Below are 16,507 nucleotides of genomic sequence, written 5' to 3'. Positions count from 1 at the left end.
TACGCACGGGACCATATCGTCGATCAAGGGTAGCCTGTCCGGTGATCTTACGCTAAGAAACAGCACGTTTGCAGATCGTATAGGAAACATGCTGAAATTCTTCGACTATGTTTGGTAGTCGCCGTAATCTAGATTCCTTTTGAGGGCAACATAATGCGCATTCGTTTTGGCCAGGACTTGGATGGAGAACACGGGACGCTCAGAGTCGACGAGCTTGATGCCAAGACCACCGGCCCTCTTGGACTGCTCGGCATTCTGGAAGTGCAGCTTGGCTTGCCCCATAGGGAGGTTCCGGCCATCGAACGCGTCATGGCGTATCGGGAATGCCTCAAACGATGCGACCATCCCGATCGTTTTTATCATAAGACATTCGCGGTGGATGATCTGGAAACGGCAAGGACCCTTTTGGACTGGCGGGACCAATGGCACCTTCACGGATGGAGCGGCGTGTTTTCCAAAGAGGCCCCTGCGCGCCTGTCAGATATGCAGGACGTGGAGGCCGAGGCCTCCGGACGCGTGCCCATGTCTGAAGGTCAGCGCTTGGCCCGCGTCGCTGCAAGGATGCGCAAGCGCAAACCTCGAATTTCCGTCCTGGAACTCTGCGAGCCGTTGGAATGGCATCCCTGGGCCTGGCAAGAGGTTCTGCGGCAATTGCCGCTCAGCATGCAGTCGCCAAGGCCTTCGGCATCGCCTGATTGCCTTCTTGGCAAGCTTCAAGCCGCCTTTGCCGCACAGGCGAGCGGTGATCTTCCCCCCAAGCTCCATTGGGTGGATGACGGCAGCCTTGCCATCGTAAGAGGCGAAACCCCTGTATCTGCTGGATACTGGCTGAGCACGCTTCTAAGCCGGTCGCCCAGGGAAACGCTTCTGGTTGTCCCCCAGCCAGATGCTCTCGCCGATACATTGCCGGTGTATGACCTGCCCCGTCCGAACTTTCAGGAACTCAGCGCCTTTCGTCCTGCGCTTCAGTTTTTGCCCCTTGTCCTTTCTCAGTTATGGACACCCGTGGATATCCACGGCCTGATCAAGTTCATGGCGCATCCGATGTGTCCCATTCCGCGTGAAATCAGCACAAAGCTCGCGGAAACCGTGGCCGCATATCCAGGCATTGGGGGAGAGCCATGGCAGGAAACCGTGAGCAAGCTCCAATCCCGTTGGGAAGAAAAAGGCCTCGAATGGGAGCGCGCAGCCGAAAAGATCCGCTTTTGGCTGGAGCATGAGCGTTATCCTTTGGGCGAGACGGCTCCCATTGCTTACATCGCTGAACGCGTTGCAGCGGTCGCCGACCATTTCCGCGTGCGACTGGGTGATCCGGATCCTGTGCGGCGAGCTGTTTTTCAGGGCGGGCACGCTCAAGCTGTCGCATGCCACACCGCTTTGCTGGCTCTGATCGAACAGGGAGAGACCGGGATCGGGATAAGCAAGCTTCAAGTGCTGGTGAACCAATGCACCTCCAAGGGCGCTGGGAATCCTTTCAGGTTTGCCGAGGCCGGATCGTGCCGGAAGATCTCAAGTCCAGGGGCGGCGGTGGATCCCGCTGAGCGAGTGGTGTGGTGGCAACTGCAAGCCCCGGCATTGCCAAAACCCTACCCCTGGTCGTCTGTCGAACTTGCCTCGCTTTTCGCCGCAGGCGTGCGCTTGCCCGGAGTGACCGAAGAACTGCGCAAAGAGGCCTTGAATTGGCAAAAATCGATTCTGGCGGCGCAAGGCCAGGCCGTCCTGGTGCTGCCGCCGGCCGGTCAGGAAGTGCATCCTCTGTGGCTCATGATCGAGTCTCTCTTTGAAGACGATCACAAGCCGCAGGTTGCGGATCTGGAAACGATATTTGAGCGCCCAGGCCCAGATTGCCGTCAAATAGAGACGAAACCGCTTCCCGCAAAGAGACGCTGGTGGCGGATGCCGCAGGACGCCAAACTGAGCCCGCGAGAGAAGGAGTCCTTCTCCAGCCTCGAAGCGTTTCTTTTCAATCCGTATCAATGGGTTTTGCGCTATCACGCCAAGCTGGAGCCCGGGAAGAGCATCGTAGCGGGGGACTCGTTTCTGCTATTTGGCAATCTCTCCCATTCGCTGGTGGAGCGGTACTTCAGGCGGCCCGAAGCACTCAGGTTCGATGACGAGGCGCTTCGGGCGTGGTTTGCACCGGCTTTTGACCGTCTTATCGAAACCGAGGGCGCGCTGCTCCTCATGCCGGGCCGCAAGACGGAGTTGCAGAATTTTCGCGCGGAACTGCTTCGGGCCATGCTCGCCTTGCAGGCGCAATTGCGAGCGGCAGGCGTCGTCAAGGTCGAGCCTGAAGTGGAGCTTGCAGGCGTATTTGTCGGCGGGCATTTGACGGGTTTTGCCGACCTGCTCGTGACTCGCGCGGATGGGCGGCGGGCCATCATCGATATGAAATGGGCCGGCGGGAAGAAGTATCCGGACAAGCTGGCCAAGAATCGGCATCTGCAGCTGACTCTCTACGGCGAACTGGTCAGGCAGCAGTATGGGGTTTGGCCGGACCTGAGCTACTTCATCATCAGCCAGGCCAAGCTCATCGCTCCGGATCAAAGCTTTTTCCCCAACGCGCAGCGCATCATGAGGGATGACGACGTCAAGGACGAGGGTGCCCCGGAGCTCTGGAACCGCTTCTTGGTGACCTGGAATTGGCGGCGAGAGCTCCTTGATCAGGGTCTCATCGAGGTGGCCGTGGATGATACGGAGGTGGCGGTTGCCCCTGCCGACGGCATGTCACTGGAAATCCTCAATCAGAATTACAACGAGTATCTGGCCCTGGCGGGATGGGAGGAAGAACTGTGAGCACGCTTCACTTTATCAGCGCCGGGGCAGGCAGTGGCAAGACATATACCCTGACCAAGATTCTCGGGGATGAATTGCAGAAGGGCAGTGTCCAGCCTGGTGGGGTCATCGCCACGACGTTCACGGTCAAGGCCGCGACGGAGCTCCGGGAGCGCGTGCGGCAGCATCTCCTGGGGAATGGTCTTTTTGATCTGGCCAATGCCATGGGTCAGGCCCGCATTGGAACGGTCAACGGGGTGTGCGGAGAGCTACTTGAGCGGTTCGCCTTTGAAAACGGCCTTGCCCCGACACTGCAGGTTGTCGATGAGGATCAGGCCAAGGTGTTGATGCAGAAGACCGTTGATGATGTTTTGTCCGGTGAAACCGTCGACGAGATGATTGGACTTTCGTGGCGGCTTGGCATCGAGGATTGGAGAGCCGACCTGCGCAAACTGGTCATGGAAGTTCGGGCGAACCGGATCGACCCATCCACGCTGCCCGCCATGGCGATTCGTAATGCCGAGTCGCTGCTTGATAAGTTCGCAAAGCCCTATGCCGAGGACTTGTCGGCCCAGCTCATGGCTGCCATCGAGACTGCTCTTGAGGATTTGAGACCTTTTCTTGCCATGGAAAAGGTCACAAATAAGACTAAAAAATATTACCAGGATGTGCTCAATTTCCGACGTGCGCTGCGTAGTTCCAGGGCTCCCTGGTCCGAGTGGATCAAGATTTCAAAGAACAATCCCGGTAAAAAAGCGATGACCCCGGCGATCGAAGAGGCAGCGAAGCTTGCGGGCATGTGTACAGCACATCCGATGCTGCATGCTGACATTCGCAGCTATCTGAAGACTCTTTTCGAAACCTGTGCGTCCATAATTGAAAACTATCAGGCCAGGAAAAAAGAACTTGGCGTCGTGGATTTCACGGACCAGGAAGCTCTTTTTCTGGAGATGCTGGATAACCCCGATGTCGTGGCGGTTTTGTCTGACGAACTCGATCTGCTTCTGGTGGACGAATTCCAGGACACAAGCCCCATGCAATTGGCGCTTTTTCTCAAACTCTCCACGCTCGCCAAGCAGTGTTATTTCGTCGGTGACATCAAACAGGCCATTTACGGCTTTCGAGGCAGTTCGCCGGAGCTCATGCAGCGGTTGCTTGCGGCCTTCCCGGAGATCGGTGGCGATGTGAGGATTCTCGATAAATCCTGGCGCTCAAGGCCACCTCTGGTGCACTTGGTCAACGCCGTGTTCAAACATGCCTTTGAGGAATCTTTAAAGGAATCCGAGGTTGTTCTCACGCCTCAACGCAAAGAGGTGACTAACAGCCCCGCGTTTGCAAACTGGGTCCTGGAAGGGGCCAATGTGGGTGAACGTTTTGAGGCCTTGGCTGGCGGTGTGCGCGCGCTTGTCGACTCGGCAATGAGCGTGCCTGACAGAGGTTCCGCCGTTCGCCCTGTCCGTTACGGGGATATCGCCATCCTGACCCGCACCAATGACGGCGTTGACGCGGTGGCCAGTAGTCTGCGCTGTGCAGGCATTCCCGTGGCGACGGCCAGCGCCGGGCTCCTGAAGACGCCCGAGGCGGCATTGGCACTGGCCTGTCTGCGCCGCGTCAGCGACAAGAGCGATACCCTCGCGACCGCCGAAATTATCTCTCTTGCCGAATGTGCGGAACCCGAAGAATGGCTGACGAATCGCCTGCACTATATTCAGCAGAAGCAGGAACCCAAGGCCTGGCTTGAAGAGGGTCCGGAAGCGCACCATCTTATGGTTAAGATCGCGGCGCTTAGAGACCGACTTGAGGTACTTACCCCGCACGAAATGCTGCGTTTGCTGATCACGGAGTGCGACCTGCCAGCCTTGGTCATGCAATGGTGCGGCAACGCAGAAATGGCCCGGCTTCGTCTGGCCAACCTTGAGGCGCTGATCAATCTCGCCGAACAGTATCAGCTTACTTGCCGCTCATTGCGCGAGACAGTCACCATAGCCGGTTTTCTTGCCTGGCTGGATGAGGTGAAGGAGGCTGAAACCGATGCATTGGCTACTCCTGCGCTGGATGCGGTGACGGTCATGACCTGCCACAAAGCCAAGGGGCTGGAGTGGCCCGTGGTCATCTTGGCCGAACTTGAAAAAAACATCCGCAGCGGCGTGTGGTCGATATTCACGTTTTCCGAAGGCGATTTCCGGGCCGACAATCCTCTTGCCGGGCGCAGCATCCATTACTGGCCCTGGCCATTCGGCAAGCAATCCACCGGCATTGACGTTCTGGAAACGATCGAGGCCTCGGAGGAATACAAGAAGAGCCTGGCCGCAGCAATGGAGGAAGGCAAGCGCCTGCTCTATGTCGCAATGACCCGTCCCAGGGACATGCTGGTTCTGGCACACAATCCCAAGGCCCGCTCAACAAATCCTTGGCTCCGGACCCTTGGCGCGGACTGGATGACTCCCGGGGAGAAGCCGGAAACTCCGCTTGTTCTGCCAGATGGGACGAGCATTCCGTCCGAAGCGCGTCTTTTGGTCGCAGAGGAACCTGCGGAGCAAGAGGATGGCCAAAAAACGCTTTTCTGGTTCCAGCCTGCCAACGGTCGCAGCGAGTATCCGCCCCTTTTTGTCTCGCCTTCAGGCGTTGAAGGCCGTGAAACAACAATAGTCTGCCAGGAGAACATAGGGACCCCCATGCACGTTAAGCCCGACCAACTTGATTGGAACGTGGCTGGAGACGCTTTGCACGCCTGCCTGGCCGCGAGTTTTACGGATGTCTCTGCCCCGCTGGAGCAAGAGGAGATTCAAGTTATTCTGGCCGGCTTCGGAGTTGGCGATGCGCTATCCGCCAGCGAGGTCAAAGCACAGACTGCCGCGTTACACGATTGGGTTAGATCGCGCTGGCCACAGGGGATAGTACGCGCTGAGGTGCCTGTCTCGTGCGGCAATGGTGACGGGCAGATTTTACAGGGATGGATTGATCTTCTCGTTGAAACACCTGATGGATACGTCATCATTGACCACAAGTCCTCTATGGGGTCGGCAGGTCGGTTGCAGGAGATCGCCGAAGCATACTCAGGGCAACTGGATGCCTATGCCAGCGCTGTTAAGGTTGCTACGGGCAAAGGGGTAGCGGAGAAGTGGTTATTTTTGCCTGTTATTGGGATGACTGTTTGTATTGAGTGATGAATTTTTAATTTTTTGGAGTAATAAATGAAGTTTCCTGAATACTTAGATTTGTTTTCTCGTGGCGGAAGTGTTGAGGTTGAGGTAAAATTTAAAAGTAAAAAAAATATTTCTAAAGTTCGAATGAACCCGTGTGAGATATCCAAAATTTTATCTGAAGATGGTGAGTTCTTGAATAAAATGGAGTTTGATGGATATTGTTTAGAGATTTATAAATATGAGATTGATCCAATCAATAAAAAATTAATGATAAAGGCACAGTGATATTTTTGCGCTACAAGTTAGTTAGTGCTGTATTTTTCATGTCGTAATCAGTTAGATATAATGATAAAATGCCTAAATTTTGTTTTACAAGATTTTGAGTTGCCAAACATTCCTGTCTGTCAAATCAAAATCTATATTGGATGATCTTTCAATCGCCTTGGTCAAAGTTTTTTACGTTGCGAATTTTTTTCAATGCGGTCGCGACTTCCCTGACAATCGGGGTCTTGTCCTTGAACCTGTGTCCGCCTGTCTCGAAAGCCCTGATCGTCGCCGTACTTTGGAAGCGTTTGATCACTTCCTGCGGGTTGATGAGGTCGTCGTCGAGGTTGACGACGACGGTGATCGGGATGGTTTTCGGCGGCATTGGAACTTCGATCGCGGGATAGTTGTAAAAATACGGGTTGAGCAGGACGCAGGACAGGCCAAGGCTGGCTGGCAGGGTGCAGGTCATGCGATAGGCCCAGTAGCCGCCTAGGGAAATGCCGACGATGAGCGCTCCTGGGTGAGGGGAGATGTACTCCTTCAAGTAGGCTTCAATTTCTCCGTGCGTGCGCTCCATGGGTTTGTAATCCGGGATGAGCACGTTGTACTCGTTGGAGAAATGTTCCCGGATTGCCTTGCCGCTGCCAGAGCCTTCCGGCGTGGACTGTTTGCCGTGCAGGAAAATGATGGTTTGTCTTTCATTATTCATATTAAGTTCCTTGATATATTTTGATTAGAAATTATATTTTATTGGATTTGATGCCCCTTTTTGTCTAAATTTTTCAGGTATTCTTTTACGCATATATAGTTGCTTTATGGAATCTTCAGCTTCTTTTCCAACGAACCCAAAACGTCCTTCTATGTCGACATTGAATTCTGGAAAATTAATTTTCTTTGCCTCCTTCCATTGCTCGATAACAAAAATTCCACAAATTACTCCTTGCTTGACTGCTAAAACATAATCAGCTTGTGCTGCTTTTTTAATATTTAATCTCCATGCAAATCGAACTGCGTCGTATATTTCGCTATTTATAATAGATTTATTAATTGTAATCATGAGAACATTATGTGCAATGTCGGCTTCCTCTGCTGCGTATTTGTTGATAATTTCTATGGAATTCATCGGCCCATAGTCATTGCTACTATGTCCACCTTGGATATTGGTTACGCCAGGGTAAGCGTCGATTAGGGCCGCCTCGACTTCTATTGACGTTTTTTCGTCCATGCCGTGTCTATGTATAACATGAATGACATGAAGGCCTGAATTTCGAATTTCTCTGATAGTTGATAATTTGTCACTTAAATCGTCTGATTCTTCTTTTTTAATTGCGCATTTCATGTGATTAAAAACTCTATTTCCCTTTCCTTTACCAATATAAAACGTTTCTCCATTTCTTGGATCGATTAGTCTATATACATAATATTTGATTTCATCAATCACCTCTGTTGGGAATTCGTCAATGACGTATTGGTTCATTTTAGCTCCATATTTGTGATAAAATGTAAATCTTTCATATGAAAGGATAAGTTTGATTTGATAATGTGATATGTTGATGAAATCAAGACACACAATACATCTAATAGGGCGCGTTCAGAGAAAATTGTCACATGTCCAGAATTGTTTTCTCGCCTCTTCGATTAGTGAAAACACCTTTCCATCATCGCTTGCTGCCATCCGTCCGGTCAGACCAGCAACCCACCTTGCCGGAATCCCTCGCTTGCCGTGCAGCGCACCGACAGCGGCCCCGACGATGGACGCAATGGTGTCATTGTCCATCGTGTCGTTGACGGCCCGGACGATTGCTTCTTCCGGATCATGGGCGTGGCGCATGAGGATGTAGAGGACGCTGGGCACTGTCTCCAGCAGATAGGCTCCGGAGTGCCAGATTTCGCAGGCCTCCATGACGCTCAGGTTTTCGCCGTATGCCCAGGCGAGCTTTTCGCTGACAAATTGATGCAACGGGCCATCGAATGAGTACTTCATGCATCCGCTTCTCGGAGAGTATCCGATGTTGCCTTGAAGATCGGTGGCCAGGGCTGCGTATCTTTTGGGCCACCAGGCAGGGTCGGGCGGCGTCTTCATGTCCAGCAGTTCCCAGAGCATGGCCGTGAAGGCCAGGCAGGAGGATGTGGACGCATGGTCATTGTGGGTCATCATGGCCGAGAGGGCAGTGTCCGTCCAGATGTCCGTGCCGCCGTGGCGCAGGTGCGGGATGAGTATGGGCGCGATTCGCATGAGCGCACCGTTGCCGGCTGAATGCGGCCCGCTTTCGTACCAGGGGCGGCCGGATTTGAATGCATCCAGAAAGCCCTTCATGGTTCGGCCGATGCCGTAAATTCTGCCGCTTTCCGCGAATTTGCGGGCCAGATGCTCCGGTATGAACTCGCCCTTGTCGTCGATCAGCTGCTCCAGAGTCCAGAACGTCAGCTGCGTGTCGTCGCTGGGATATCCCATTGCGCTGCCGGTCCGATCCCGGACCAGATAGTCGCGGATTTCACCATGGAGTTGATGTCTGACCAGGGGAAGCCTTGATTCCGAGGTGTTCCCGAGAGAGTCGCCAATGGCAGCGCCCAGGAGCATGCCCGCCACGCGGTCAAAGTCGAAATCTGGCCCTTTGGAGGCAAGCTCATGGTCGAAGATTGCGCCGCGCTCCAGCCGTATGGCTTTGGTCTCAAACAGTTGGCGGAGTATGGTGGCGTTGAGCTGCCGACTTTCGTTCATTCGTGATCTCCGGGACTTTCGGTTGCTGGATTCCTGGGTAGCGCAGGTATGGGCCGGATGGCTACAACGCGTAACCGGGTGGTCAATCTGATCAGGGCTTTCTGGCGAAATCTCATTTGATTCAACCCAACACGCATGGGCGTCCATGGCGATGGCGTGGAGGATCTCTTCGTAGCAGGCCGCCCCAAAACGGCGATCTGCTGCGTCAGCGCAAAAATCCAGACTGCGCATCTGCGCAATACACCGCGCGCCCTGAATTTTTTCGCTTCCTTGCATCTCACAGTTTTTGAACGGCCTGCGAATTTTGAATTTTTCAACAGCTGGATAGGGGATGTGGTGCTGTGCACTTTCGTTCATCGTGCTCCTCGCTTGTTGCGACGAAGGTTTGGATGTGCTTGACGCATTCCTTGTGCAGTTTGTCGTGTGGCGCGGCAATCATGGCGGGCTGGATGGTCCCGTGATGCTGGGAACATCCCGGCAAAGACTTGATGAGGGATGGTGGAAAGAGAGAGGGACTTGTTTAGCGCAGTGAAGGGGTGAAATGCGTGGGCTTCAGGACCATGGACCCGAGGCAGTCCATGTTTCGGGGGTTTCTGATTGTTTTGAGATCGAAGCAGCGATCGGCATTAGGAATATTGCAAGCGCTCTCGTGACTTCTTGAAACGAAACAGGGACATGCTCCTGCTCAAGTCTCTTGCGAAAGGCCATCCACTGGGTCTGTTTGACTTCGGCAAAGTCTCGGCTGAACGCTTCAATATCTCCAGGCAAGACAGTGTCCCGTTGTTTGAACGTCAACCTCATGGCCTCGGCCAGATTTTTCCCGATAAAGTCGAATTGTCTCGATAGTAGCCATATGTCGTAAAAGTCCTTCATTCGGCTATTCAGGGCGCCCAGAGACACCATGGCTTCAAATTTTTCGGCAATGGCGCTTTCTCGGCTGTAGCAAAGAAGTCGCGGGGCCGGGAAATCCAGCATTGTGGGCATTTCCGCCATCTCGGGGCCGGGATGGACGATATCGCCGAAGCCGATGTCAATTTGCATGTTGATGCGCGCCGTGCCCAGGCTCCCGAGAAATCGCACTCTGATTCCCTCATACTCGGCATCCTCGGTGATGCGCTCGGTCCGGAGCGAATCCGTGTCGAATGAAAGTCCGTCCATGCCCACATCCATCATCATGATATCCCGGACTTGACGGAGAATGAGCGCGTCCTCGCGGTTTGTCCTGCCAAGCATGTCGATATCCATGGTCGGCCTGAATTGGGGGGATCGCCAGACCCTGAGCATTAACGCCCCTTTGAGGACAAAGCGGTCCGCATGGGCAGAGCGGGAGAGGCGGTACAGAAAGCGCTCCATGGCATAGTACTGCAGGAGCTCATTGAAAGGCCTGTCGTCGTGGTGGGCGCGGTTCAAGAGGCGTTGTCTGACGGATGCCGAGATGTTCTTGCCGGATGTCACAGGGTTGCCTCCAGGTACGGCCGCATCACGTTCTGAACCCGACAGATTTTCGCATAGTCGAGCAGGGCTGCGAGCTTGAAGGGTTTCCGGGTTTTGTAGAGTTTGAGCGCCTCCAGCACCACGTCCATGCCGATCTTGTTCCGGAATTTGAAGCAGTCGGCGATGGTTTTTTCAGGGGAGTAGATGTTGACTGGCACTCCGTCGATCCGGTGCTCTTCGATGCCAGCCGTGTACGACGCACCAGAAAACCGGTGCACGAACAGCGGAGGATGGTTCAGCTCCGGCTTTCTTGCCTGAAGTGGAATGGCCACGGAGACTCCATGCGGAATCTGTGTGGTCATCTCGTGGAAGGCGAGGGCGGAAATCAGACAGATGACCGCGTTCGGGATGCGCAGTGCGACAGTCACCAGATCGGGGTTGCCGATGGGGGGCAGCTCCACGAGGCGGTACACCCCGCGGCTGAGCTGCTCGATCACGCCCCTGTCCCTGAGAGAGTAGAGCATGTAGCGGGAGATGCCGTGCGCGATGGCTTCGCTCATGCGCAGTTGGCCGCCGTTGGCTCGGAATATGTCTTCAGGGGGCTGCTTCATGGATTCTTCCAGACAAATTGTCGCTATTTGTTAATAAGTATGGACAATATGTCTTGTCGCGATTGGAAAATCAAGACCTTTCCGCGCATATGCGAAGTCATGCTTCTTCTCTGGGAGTAAATCTCGCAAATCGGCAAACTTGCAGCATCTTTTTGCGTGCAACACTTTGATATTTCGAATATTTTAGATTGTCTTCCCGGCGGGAAGTAAAAAAACGTGGGATCTTCCCAGCCTCGTGGGACGATCATCGTGTTCTCGATAGCCAGTGATCATGCGGGCTTGGTAATACTGATCTCAAGCGACCTGCTCCGGCAGGCCCAGGATTTCAGCCCCAACCGTAGACCATTGGAGAGACCACATGAGACGAATGTTCAGAAGAAGCAATGCCGGCTCCATCGATTCCACGCCCGAAAGTCGCTATGCGCGGATCAAGACGGCGGGGTGGCTCATGCGCCTTTTTGACAAGCGGATCGTCCTGAGCTCGGAACTTTTCGCGTGCACGGCGTGGTGTCTGGGTGGGCTTGATTTCTGCCTGCAGGGCCTCATCAAGGAGGCCGCGTCGTACACCCCCGTATCCAAGAACGAGGACGAGATGGCGACTCTCGAAGAGCTCAAGCGCGTCTCCCTCTATAATCTGGGCAATGCGCTGGAAGATTTTCTGCAGGAACATCCTCGCCATCATAAATCTGCCAGGGCCCTGCTTCAGGCAGAGTGCAGGGAGATGCATTCCTGTCGGATGAAGCGCCCCCGTTCGTTCGCCATGGCCGCCAAGCGGCTGGAAGAGCTGTTTGGGCTTGACCGAGAGAGCATTGAACTGTGCGAGTTCCTGTTTATCAACCGTTCCTTTGAACCGGTGGAAAGCTATTTTGAAGACAATTTGCAAGCCATGCGGTTTGGCGGCATCGATTTTCTGGCCCACATGCTCGGCCTCACGGTCTCGCGTTGTCGCGATATCCTGCGGGAACTGGTTTATCTGGGCATCGCTGAAGGCGATCGAAGGCACGTTGCCCTGGAAGACTCCATCCGGGATCTGTGGACCGAGAGCGACACGGCGCGTGTATCCCAATCTTTTTGCCGTCCTTTGGAAGGGGAGGCGCTGCCCCTCGAAAATTTCAGCATCCCCGCCGAGCAGGTGGAGCATGTCCGCGCCTTGCTTCAGCAACCAAGCGACCGCCCCATGCATATCCTTCTCTATGGCGCCCCAGGCACCGGCAAGACGACTTTCGCCCGAAGCCTGGCTGCGGCCGAAGGTATTCCGGCCTGGTCCGTGAGCCCGCCCCAGGGCGTGGATAACGACCGCCGCGCCCAACTCACCGCCGGGGCACGCATCGCCTCCCAGCATGACAAGGCGTTTCTGCTCGTGGACGAGGCAGAGCGCATCCTCGATTGCGACATGTTCTCTCGGGATAAAAACGTGGATAAGGCCTGGCTCAATACCTTTCTGGAAAAGCCCGGCCAGCGGGTGGTGTGGATCACGAACCACGTGCACCACCTGGAAGGGGCGGTGCGGCGGCGCTTTCATTTCAGTATTCATTTCGAGCCGCTGGGGAGAAAGGAGCGGAGCGCCATGTGGCGGCAGATCCTGGAGCGGCGCGGCGTGCTGAATCGCGTGAACGACGCCGAGCTGGCAGACCTGTCCCGCACCTACGATGTCCCGGCTTCGGTCATGGAAATGTCCGTGACCCAGGCTGCGGCGCTGAGCGGAAGAAAGCGGAGCGCCTTTGTCCCGGCGCTCAGGCGCGTGGTGGATTCTTATCAGACGCTGCTGCGTGATGGCGGCAAGCAGCGCAAGAAGATCGCGGTGGCGCCGCACTACGACCCCAAAGGCGTCAGCTTGGAGGGCTCCGTTGATACCCTGGTGAACAAGCTGTCTCGGGTGGATCGTATGCTGCGCAGCGGCGGCGAGCTGAACGCTGGCGCAGCTACGATGCTCTTTTACGGCCCTCCCGGCACCGGCAAGACCGCGCTCGCCCGGTATCTGGCAGACCGACTGGACCGGGAATGCAAGGTTGTTCGCGCCAGCGACCTGCTCGGGCCGTATGTTGGGATGACGGAAGCAAACATCGCGGAAGCCTTCCGGGATGCGGAGCGCGACGACGCAGTCCTTGTCATCGATGAGGCTGACAGTTTCCTCTTTCCAAGGGAAAAAGCAGCGCATTCCTGGGAGACCACCCAAGTCAACGAGTTCCTGACCGCCCTCGAAGAATGCCGGGGTTTCTGCATCTGCACCAGCAACCGTCGGGACAACATGGATCAGGCAGCCATGCGTCGGTTCAGTCACAAAATCGCATTCACATACTCCAAGCCGGAGCAGGTGAGGGCACTCTATGACGCACTTCTTGCTCCGTTGGCGCCTGAGCCGATGTCAAAAGAGCTGGAAACGGAACTCCTGGCTATGCGCCGCCTGACTCCGGGGGATTTTCATGCGGTTCGCTCACGAATGCTTTTTGATGGCGGAAAGGGTGTAAAACATCATGTGTTGCTTGAGGGGTTACGCCAAGAGCAGGAATTGAAGCTCGATATTACCGGGCGGGGAATGGGGTTTTTGAAATAGGGGTGCGCCATGATCATTGATCCCGAGTATTGCGAATTTGACCCAGCCTCGCAGCGACTGACCGTCACCTTGGGTCTGGCTCCTGAGGGAGGATTCCAGGTCCGGTTGCGTTCCTGGAGCGAGTGTGGGGGAGTGGAAATCAAGGAAGGGGGCCGCTGGACAAGAAACGACGACGCATTCGACTTCCCCATTGTTTCCGACGATGTCTGCGACCTTGAATCAACGCACCCTGTGCGAGCATACCACGACGTTCTGCCCGCAGACGTGACCAGTGTGTTGCGTCAGTTCAGTTCGCAGCAATGCAGGCTCTTGCATGTGATCGGTCAGTTTCCCGAAAGCGCGGAGATGGCTGACTCCGCGCCAATCCTCTTTTGGCTGGCCTCAAACATGCTCGGTCCGGCTCCGGCCAAGGCCGATGTCAGAAGACTTTATACCCGTCGCCGCGTTTCGATCCTGGATTCGTTTTGCGCGGCTTCAAGCAGATCACATCTGAAGTTTTTGTCGAAAATTCGAGAGTTCGGTTACGCGCTCAAAGATATTGAGCTGTTGCGCCGCATTCTTAATGATGGGGAGTTTTTAAAAAAAGTGCGTCATTATCGGCAGATCAACTGGCCCGTGCTGAAGGTGTTTTACACGCAACGGTACGTGATGGATCTTGGATGCGCCAAGGACTGCCTGGCGGCTGACAGTTGCCGGGATGCGTTTCGCTATTTGTACAAGGTCTGCCGTGATATTCGCGATATCCGCATGATGTGCAAAATGCTCGAATGCGAAAATCCAGAGCGGAAGGTTTTCGCCATGAAAAGTGCATTTCAAATTCGAGACCTGCACGATAAAATCGCCAGGGATTTAAGTAAAAAAGAAAGAGAAACTATTATTGCCCACTATGGCGAAAACTTCCCTCCGTCGCCCCTTAAAGAGACAAAGGATGTCGAGTACATAAGCAATGTCGGCGACTTACTTGAAGAAGGGCTGGCGATGCGGCATTGCGCTGGAGAATTTGTCTACCAGGCATTGCGAGGGGATATTTTTATTTATCGCGTCCACGCGCCGGAGAGGGCAACTATGGCGGTGCAGAGGTCTGCTGATGGGGCGTTTCGGATTGAGCAGGTGAAGTTGTATCGGAATGGGAAGGCTGCCAAAGAAACTTGCATTGCCTTGAACCGATGGTTCGAGAGTATTTGAATACAAAAAATATGCTGTGCTAGTCGATGGCTTAATTTTCTTGATAATGATGAAAAAAGCCCGTATTTTTTTTGTATGTAGATTTTTGTATGACAGCTTCTTTTTAAGCATTGATTGTTTGCTTCTGTCATACATTTTTTTTAATTCTATTATGTTTATAATGAGGTGATTATGGAAGAAAGATGTGTTGTTGCAAAGTATTTGCTTTCGCAATATTTTAAGGATGATATTGATGAAATGGCTGATGTTACAGGATATAGTAAGTCAGCTATAAGTGACTGGATTGATGGGTCTGTTGTTCCAAATCATCAGACGATTACTTTTATTTTAAATTCCATATTTACACCTGAGTTTACTGTTATAAATGAATTTTATGAAATTTATCCAGGTTCTCCGATTTTAACGCAGCTAAAAAAAATGTATAGAGGTCATGAGTCTCGTTCAGGAATATATGCATTTTATGATTCTATGGCTAATTTGGTTTATATAGGGAAAGCATCAAACTTGCTTAAAGAAACATATTCTGCATTAAATAGAGAATTTGAAATTAATTTCCCAGCGGGCATAAAAAATAAAAGTGTCCTGAGGCATCAAGTTGTTAGATATATATCTGCTTATGATGTAAAATTATTTGAATCTTTCGATTACCCGAAACACGTAGAGTCACTAATTTTGCGTGTATCAAAGCCAATAATGAATAAGCAGATAGGAATATTAGACAAGGCGTACTCGGAAAGTGTCTAATATAAAAAATTTAGTAATTTTATTAATAATTACTTTAATGTAATCAATGCGTTTTTTAGTCTTGATGGAGCCATTAGACAAAAACTTCAATCCAGCTCACTTGATATATCTGCTTCAATAAAAGGGGAGAAAGCATTGATGCTATATGCTTCTATAGAAAAAAAATTGCTTGAAATGCAAAAAATGCTGAATAGTGAAGGAAAGCTCCTCTCTAAAGAAAATCTTGCGGTCTGTTATGAAAAATTTAGAGAGAAGTTTTGTCCTGAAGCATTGCGTTTGTTAGACGGTGAAGCGCTGCTTGATTTTATGCATAGCCACGCTACCAAAGAGAGCTTGGTTTACTGGCTTGAATTTAAAGATGATAAGGAATTACCAGCTATTTTTGGCAGCATTGCTGGTGGCAGCGCACTCAAATTCGGTCTCTACAAAAGAAAAGAAACCGGAAAATGGTTGACAGGTCACCCCAGCAATCAGCGTGAATTGACTATAGAAGAAGCCATTGGCTTTGCCCGTAAACATCGAGACCAACTCATCAAAGGCGATGATCTTCTCAAACAGATGCCTGTCAGTCCGAGCTTTGACGATTACGTAAATCTTCAAAACAGCCTCGGCGAGGAAGCTCCAGATGTTAGTACACTTGCATGGGGTCATAAATATTTTTCTTTGCTGCACCCAAACATTCTTGATGACTTTCATTCCCCCGACTATCAGAGATACATGCTGACCAGAATGTTGCAAAAAACACCGTCTGACAAAGATGGTCGGTACATCGCTGCTTATACTTTTCAACAGATCGCAAAACATCTTGGAATGCACATCAACCATCTGACCTATTCTCTGAACGAACTGTACGGCAAGCCGTATTCATACTGGCGTGTAGGCACAACAGACGGAGAGGACTCGAATTATTGGTCAGAAATGAAACAGGGTAATTTCATATCTGTCGGGTGGGATAATTTGGGTGATCTTTCTTGGGTTAATTACAAATCTGAGGACAAAGAGGAGCTCAAAAAATTGATGTTGGAGAAATACCCCAAGCCAGCACACGTGTCCTCAAGACAATCTAATC

At 52.7% G+C, this 16,507-nt stretch carries 12 protein-coding genes; 7 read left to right on the top strand and 5 right to left on the bottom strand.

The genetic code is table 11. The features are described 5' to 3' along the window. Positions 1 to 153: 153 nt before the first annotated feature. The 3 genes from BMZ24_RS17260 to BMZ24_RS17250 are packed head-to-tail and all read left to right on the top strand — an operon-like array spanning position 154 to position 6,206. A complete protein-coding gene (locus BMZ24_RS17260) occupies positions 154 to 2,796 on the top strand; it encodes a PD-(D/E)XK nuclease family protein (RefSeq protein ID WP_092194011.1) in 2,643 nt (880 codons plus the stop codon). Beyond that, the gene (locus tag BMZ24_RS17255) at positions 2,793 to 5,942 is read left to right on the top strand and encodes a UvrD-helicase domain-containing protein (protein ID WP_161949216.1); all 3,150 of its coding nucleotides are present in this window, start codon (positions 2,793 to 2,795) and stop codon (positions 5,940 to 5,942) included. The genes BMZ24_RS17260 and BMZ24_RS17255 overlap by 4 nt, the downstream gene beginning before the upstream one ends. Before the next feature lie 27 nt (positions 5,943 to 5,969). Then, the gene (locus BMZ24_RS17250) at positions 5,970 to 6,206 is read left to right on the top strand and encodes a hypothetical protein (RefSeq protein WP_092194009.1); all 237 of its coding nucleotides are present in this window, start codon (positions 5,970 to 5,972) and stop codon (positions 6,204 to 6,206) included. 148 nt (positions 6,207 to 6,354) lie between these two features. Here the strand turns inward: BMZ24_RS17250 and BMZ24_RS17245 are convergent, their stop codons facing one another. The 5 genes from BMZ24_RS17245 to BMZ24_RS17225 form a co-directional block, all read right to left on the bottom strand. Then, positions 6,355 to 6,897 (bottom strand): YqiA/YcfP family alpha/beta fold hydrolase, encoded by a 543-nt coding sequence (locus BMZ24_RS17245; RefSeq protein WP_092194008.1) that lies wholly within the window; start codon positions 6,895 to 6,897, stop codon positions 6,355 to 6,357. Positions 6,898 to 6,921: 24 nt separating this feature from the next. After that, complete coding sequence (locus BMZ24_RS17240) at positions 6,922 to 7,665, bottom strand: LEM-3-like GIY-YIG domain-containing protein (RefSeq protein ID WP_092194007.1); 744 nt, start codon at positions 7,663 to 7,665, stop codon at positions 6,922 to 6,924. 114 nt (positions 7,666 to 7,779) lie between these two features. Further along, positions 7,780 to 8,910: an ADP-ribosylglycohydrolase family protein gene (locus BMZ24_RS17235; RefSeq protein ID WP_092194006.1), complete on the bottom strand. Its 1,131-nt coding sequence runs from the start codon at positions 8,908 to 8,910 to the stop codon at positions 7,780 to 7,782. Between the two features lie 552 nt (positions 8,911 to 9,462). Next, complete coding sequence (locus BMZ24_RS17230) at positions 9,463 to 10,365, bottom strand: nucleotidyl transferase AbiEii/AbiGii toxin family protein (protein ID WP_092194005.1); 903 nt, start codon at positions 10,363 to 10,365, stop codon at positions 9,463 to 9,465. Continuing rightward, complete coding sequence (locus tag BMZ24_RS17225) at positions 10,362 to 10,955, bottom strand: type IV toxin-antitoxin system AbiEi family antitoxin domain-containing protein (RefSeq protein ID WP_092194004.1); 594 nt, start codon at positions 10,953 to 10,955, stop codon at positions 10,362 to 10,364. Before BMZ24_RS17225 ends, BMZ24_RS17230 begins: the two co-directional genes overlap by 4 nt. Positions 10,956 to 11,313: 358 nt before the next feature. On the opposite strand from BMZ24_RS17225, the gene BMZ24_RS17220 reads away from it, so the two are divergent. The 4 genes from BMZ24_RS17220 to BMZ24_RS17205 form a co-directional block, all read left to right on the top strand. After that, a complete protein-coding gene (locus BMZ24_RS17220; RefSeq protein WP_092194003.1) occupies positions 11,314 to 13,509 on the top strand; it encodes an AAA family ATPase in 2,196 nt (731 codons plus the stop codon). 9 nt (positions 13,510 to 13,518) lie between these two features. Next, a complete protein-coding gene (locus tag BMZ24_RS17215; RefSeq protein ID WP_092194002.1) occupies positions 13,519 to 14,694 on the top strand; it encodes a PcfJ domain-containing protein in 1,176 nt (391 codons plus the stop codon). Positions 14,695 to 14,865: 171 nt separating this feature from the next. Further along, positions 14,866 to 15,438: a hypothetical protein gene (locus BMZ24_RS17210; RefSeq protein ID WP_092194001.1), complete on the top strand. Its 573-nt coding sequence runs from the start codon at positions 14,866 to 14,868 to the stop codon at positions 15,436 to 15,438. Between the two features lie 138 nt (positions 15,439 to 15,576). Beyond that, a partial coding sequence (locus BMZ24_RS17205; protein WP_208599880.1) for a hypothetical protein occupies positions 15,577 to 16,507 on the top strand: 931 nt, incomplete at its 3' end.

Source organism: Desulfomicrobium norvegicum (genome assembly GCF_900114595.1).
GTDB classification, from domain to species: Bacteria; Desulfobacterota; Desulfovibrionia; order Desulfovibrionales; family Desulfomicrobiaceae; genus Desulfomicrobium; species Desulfomicrobium macestii.
Note: the sequence above shows the minus strand (reverse complement) of the source record. Positions and strands in the feature narration are given on the sequence as shown.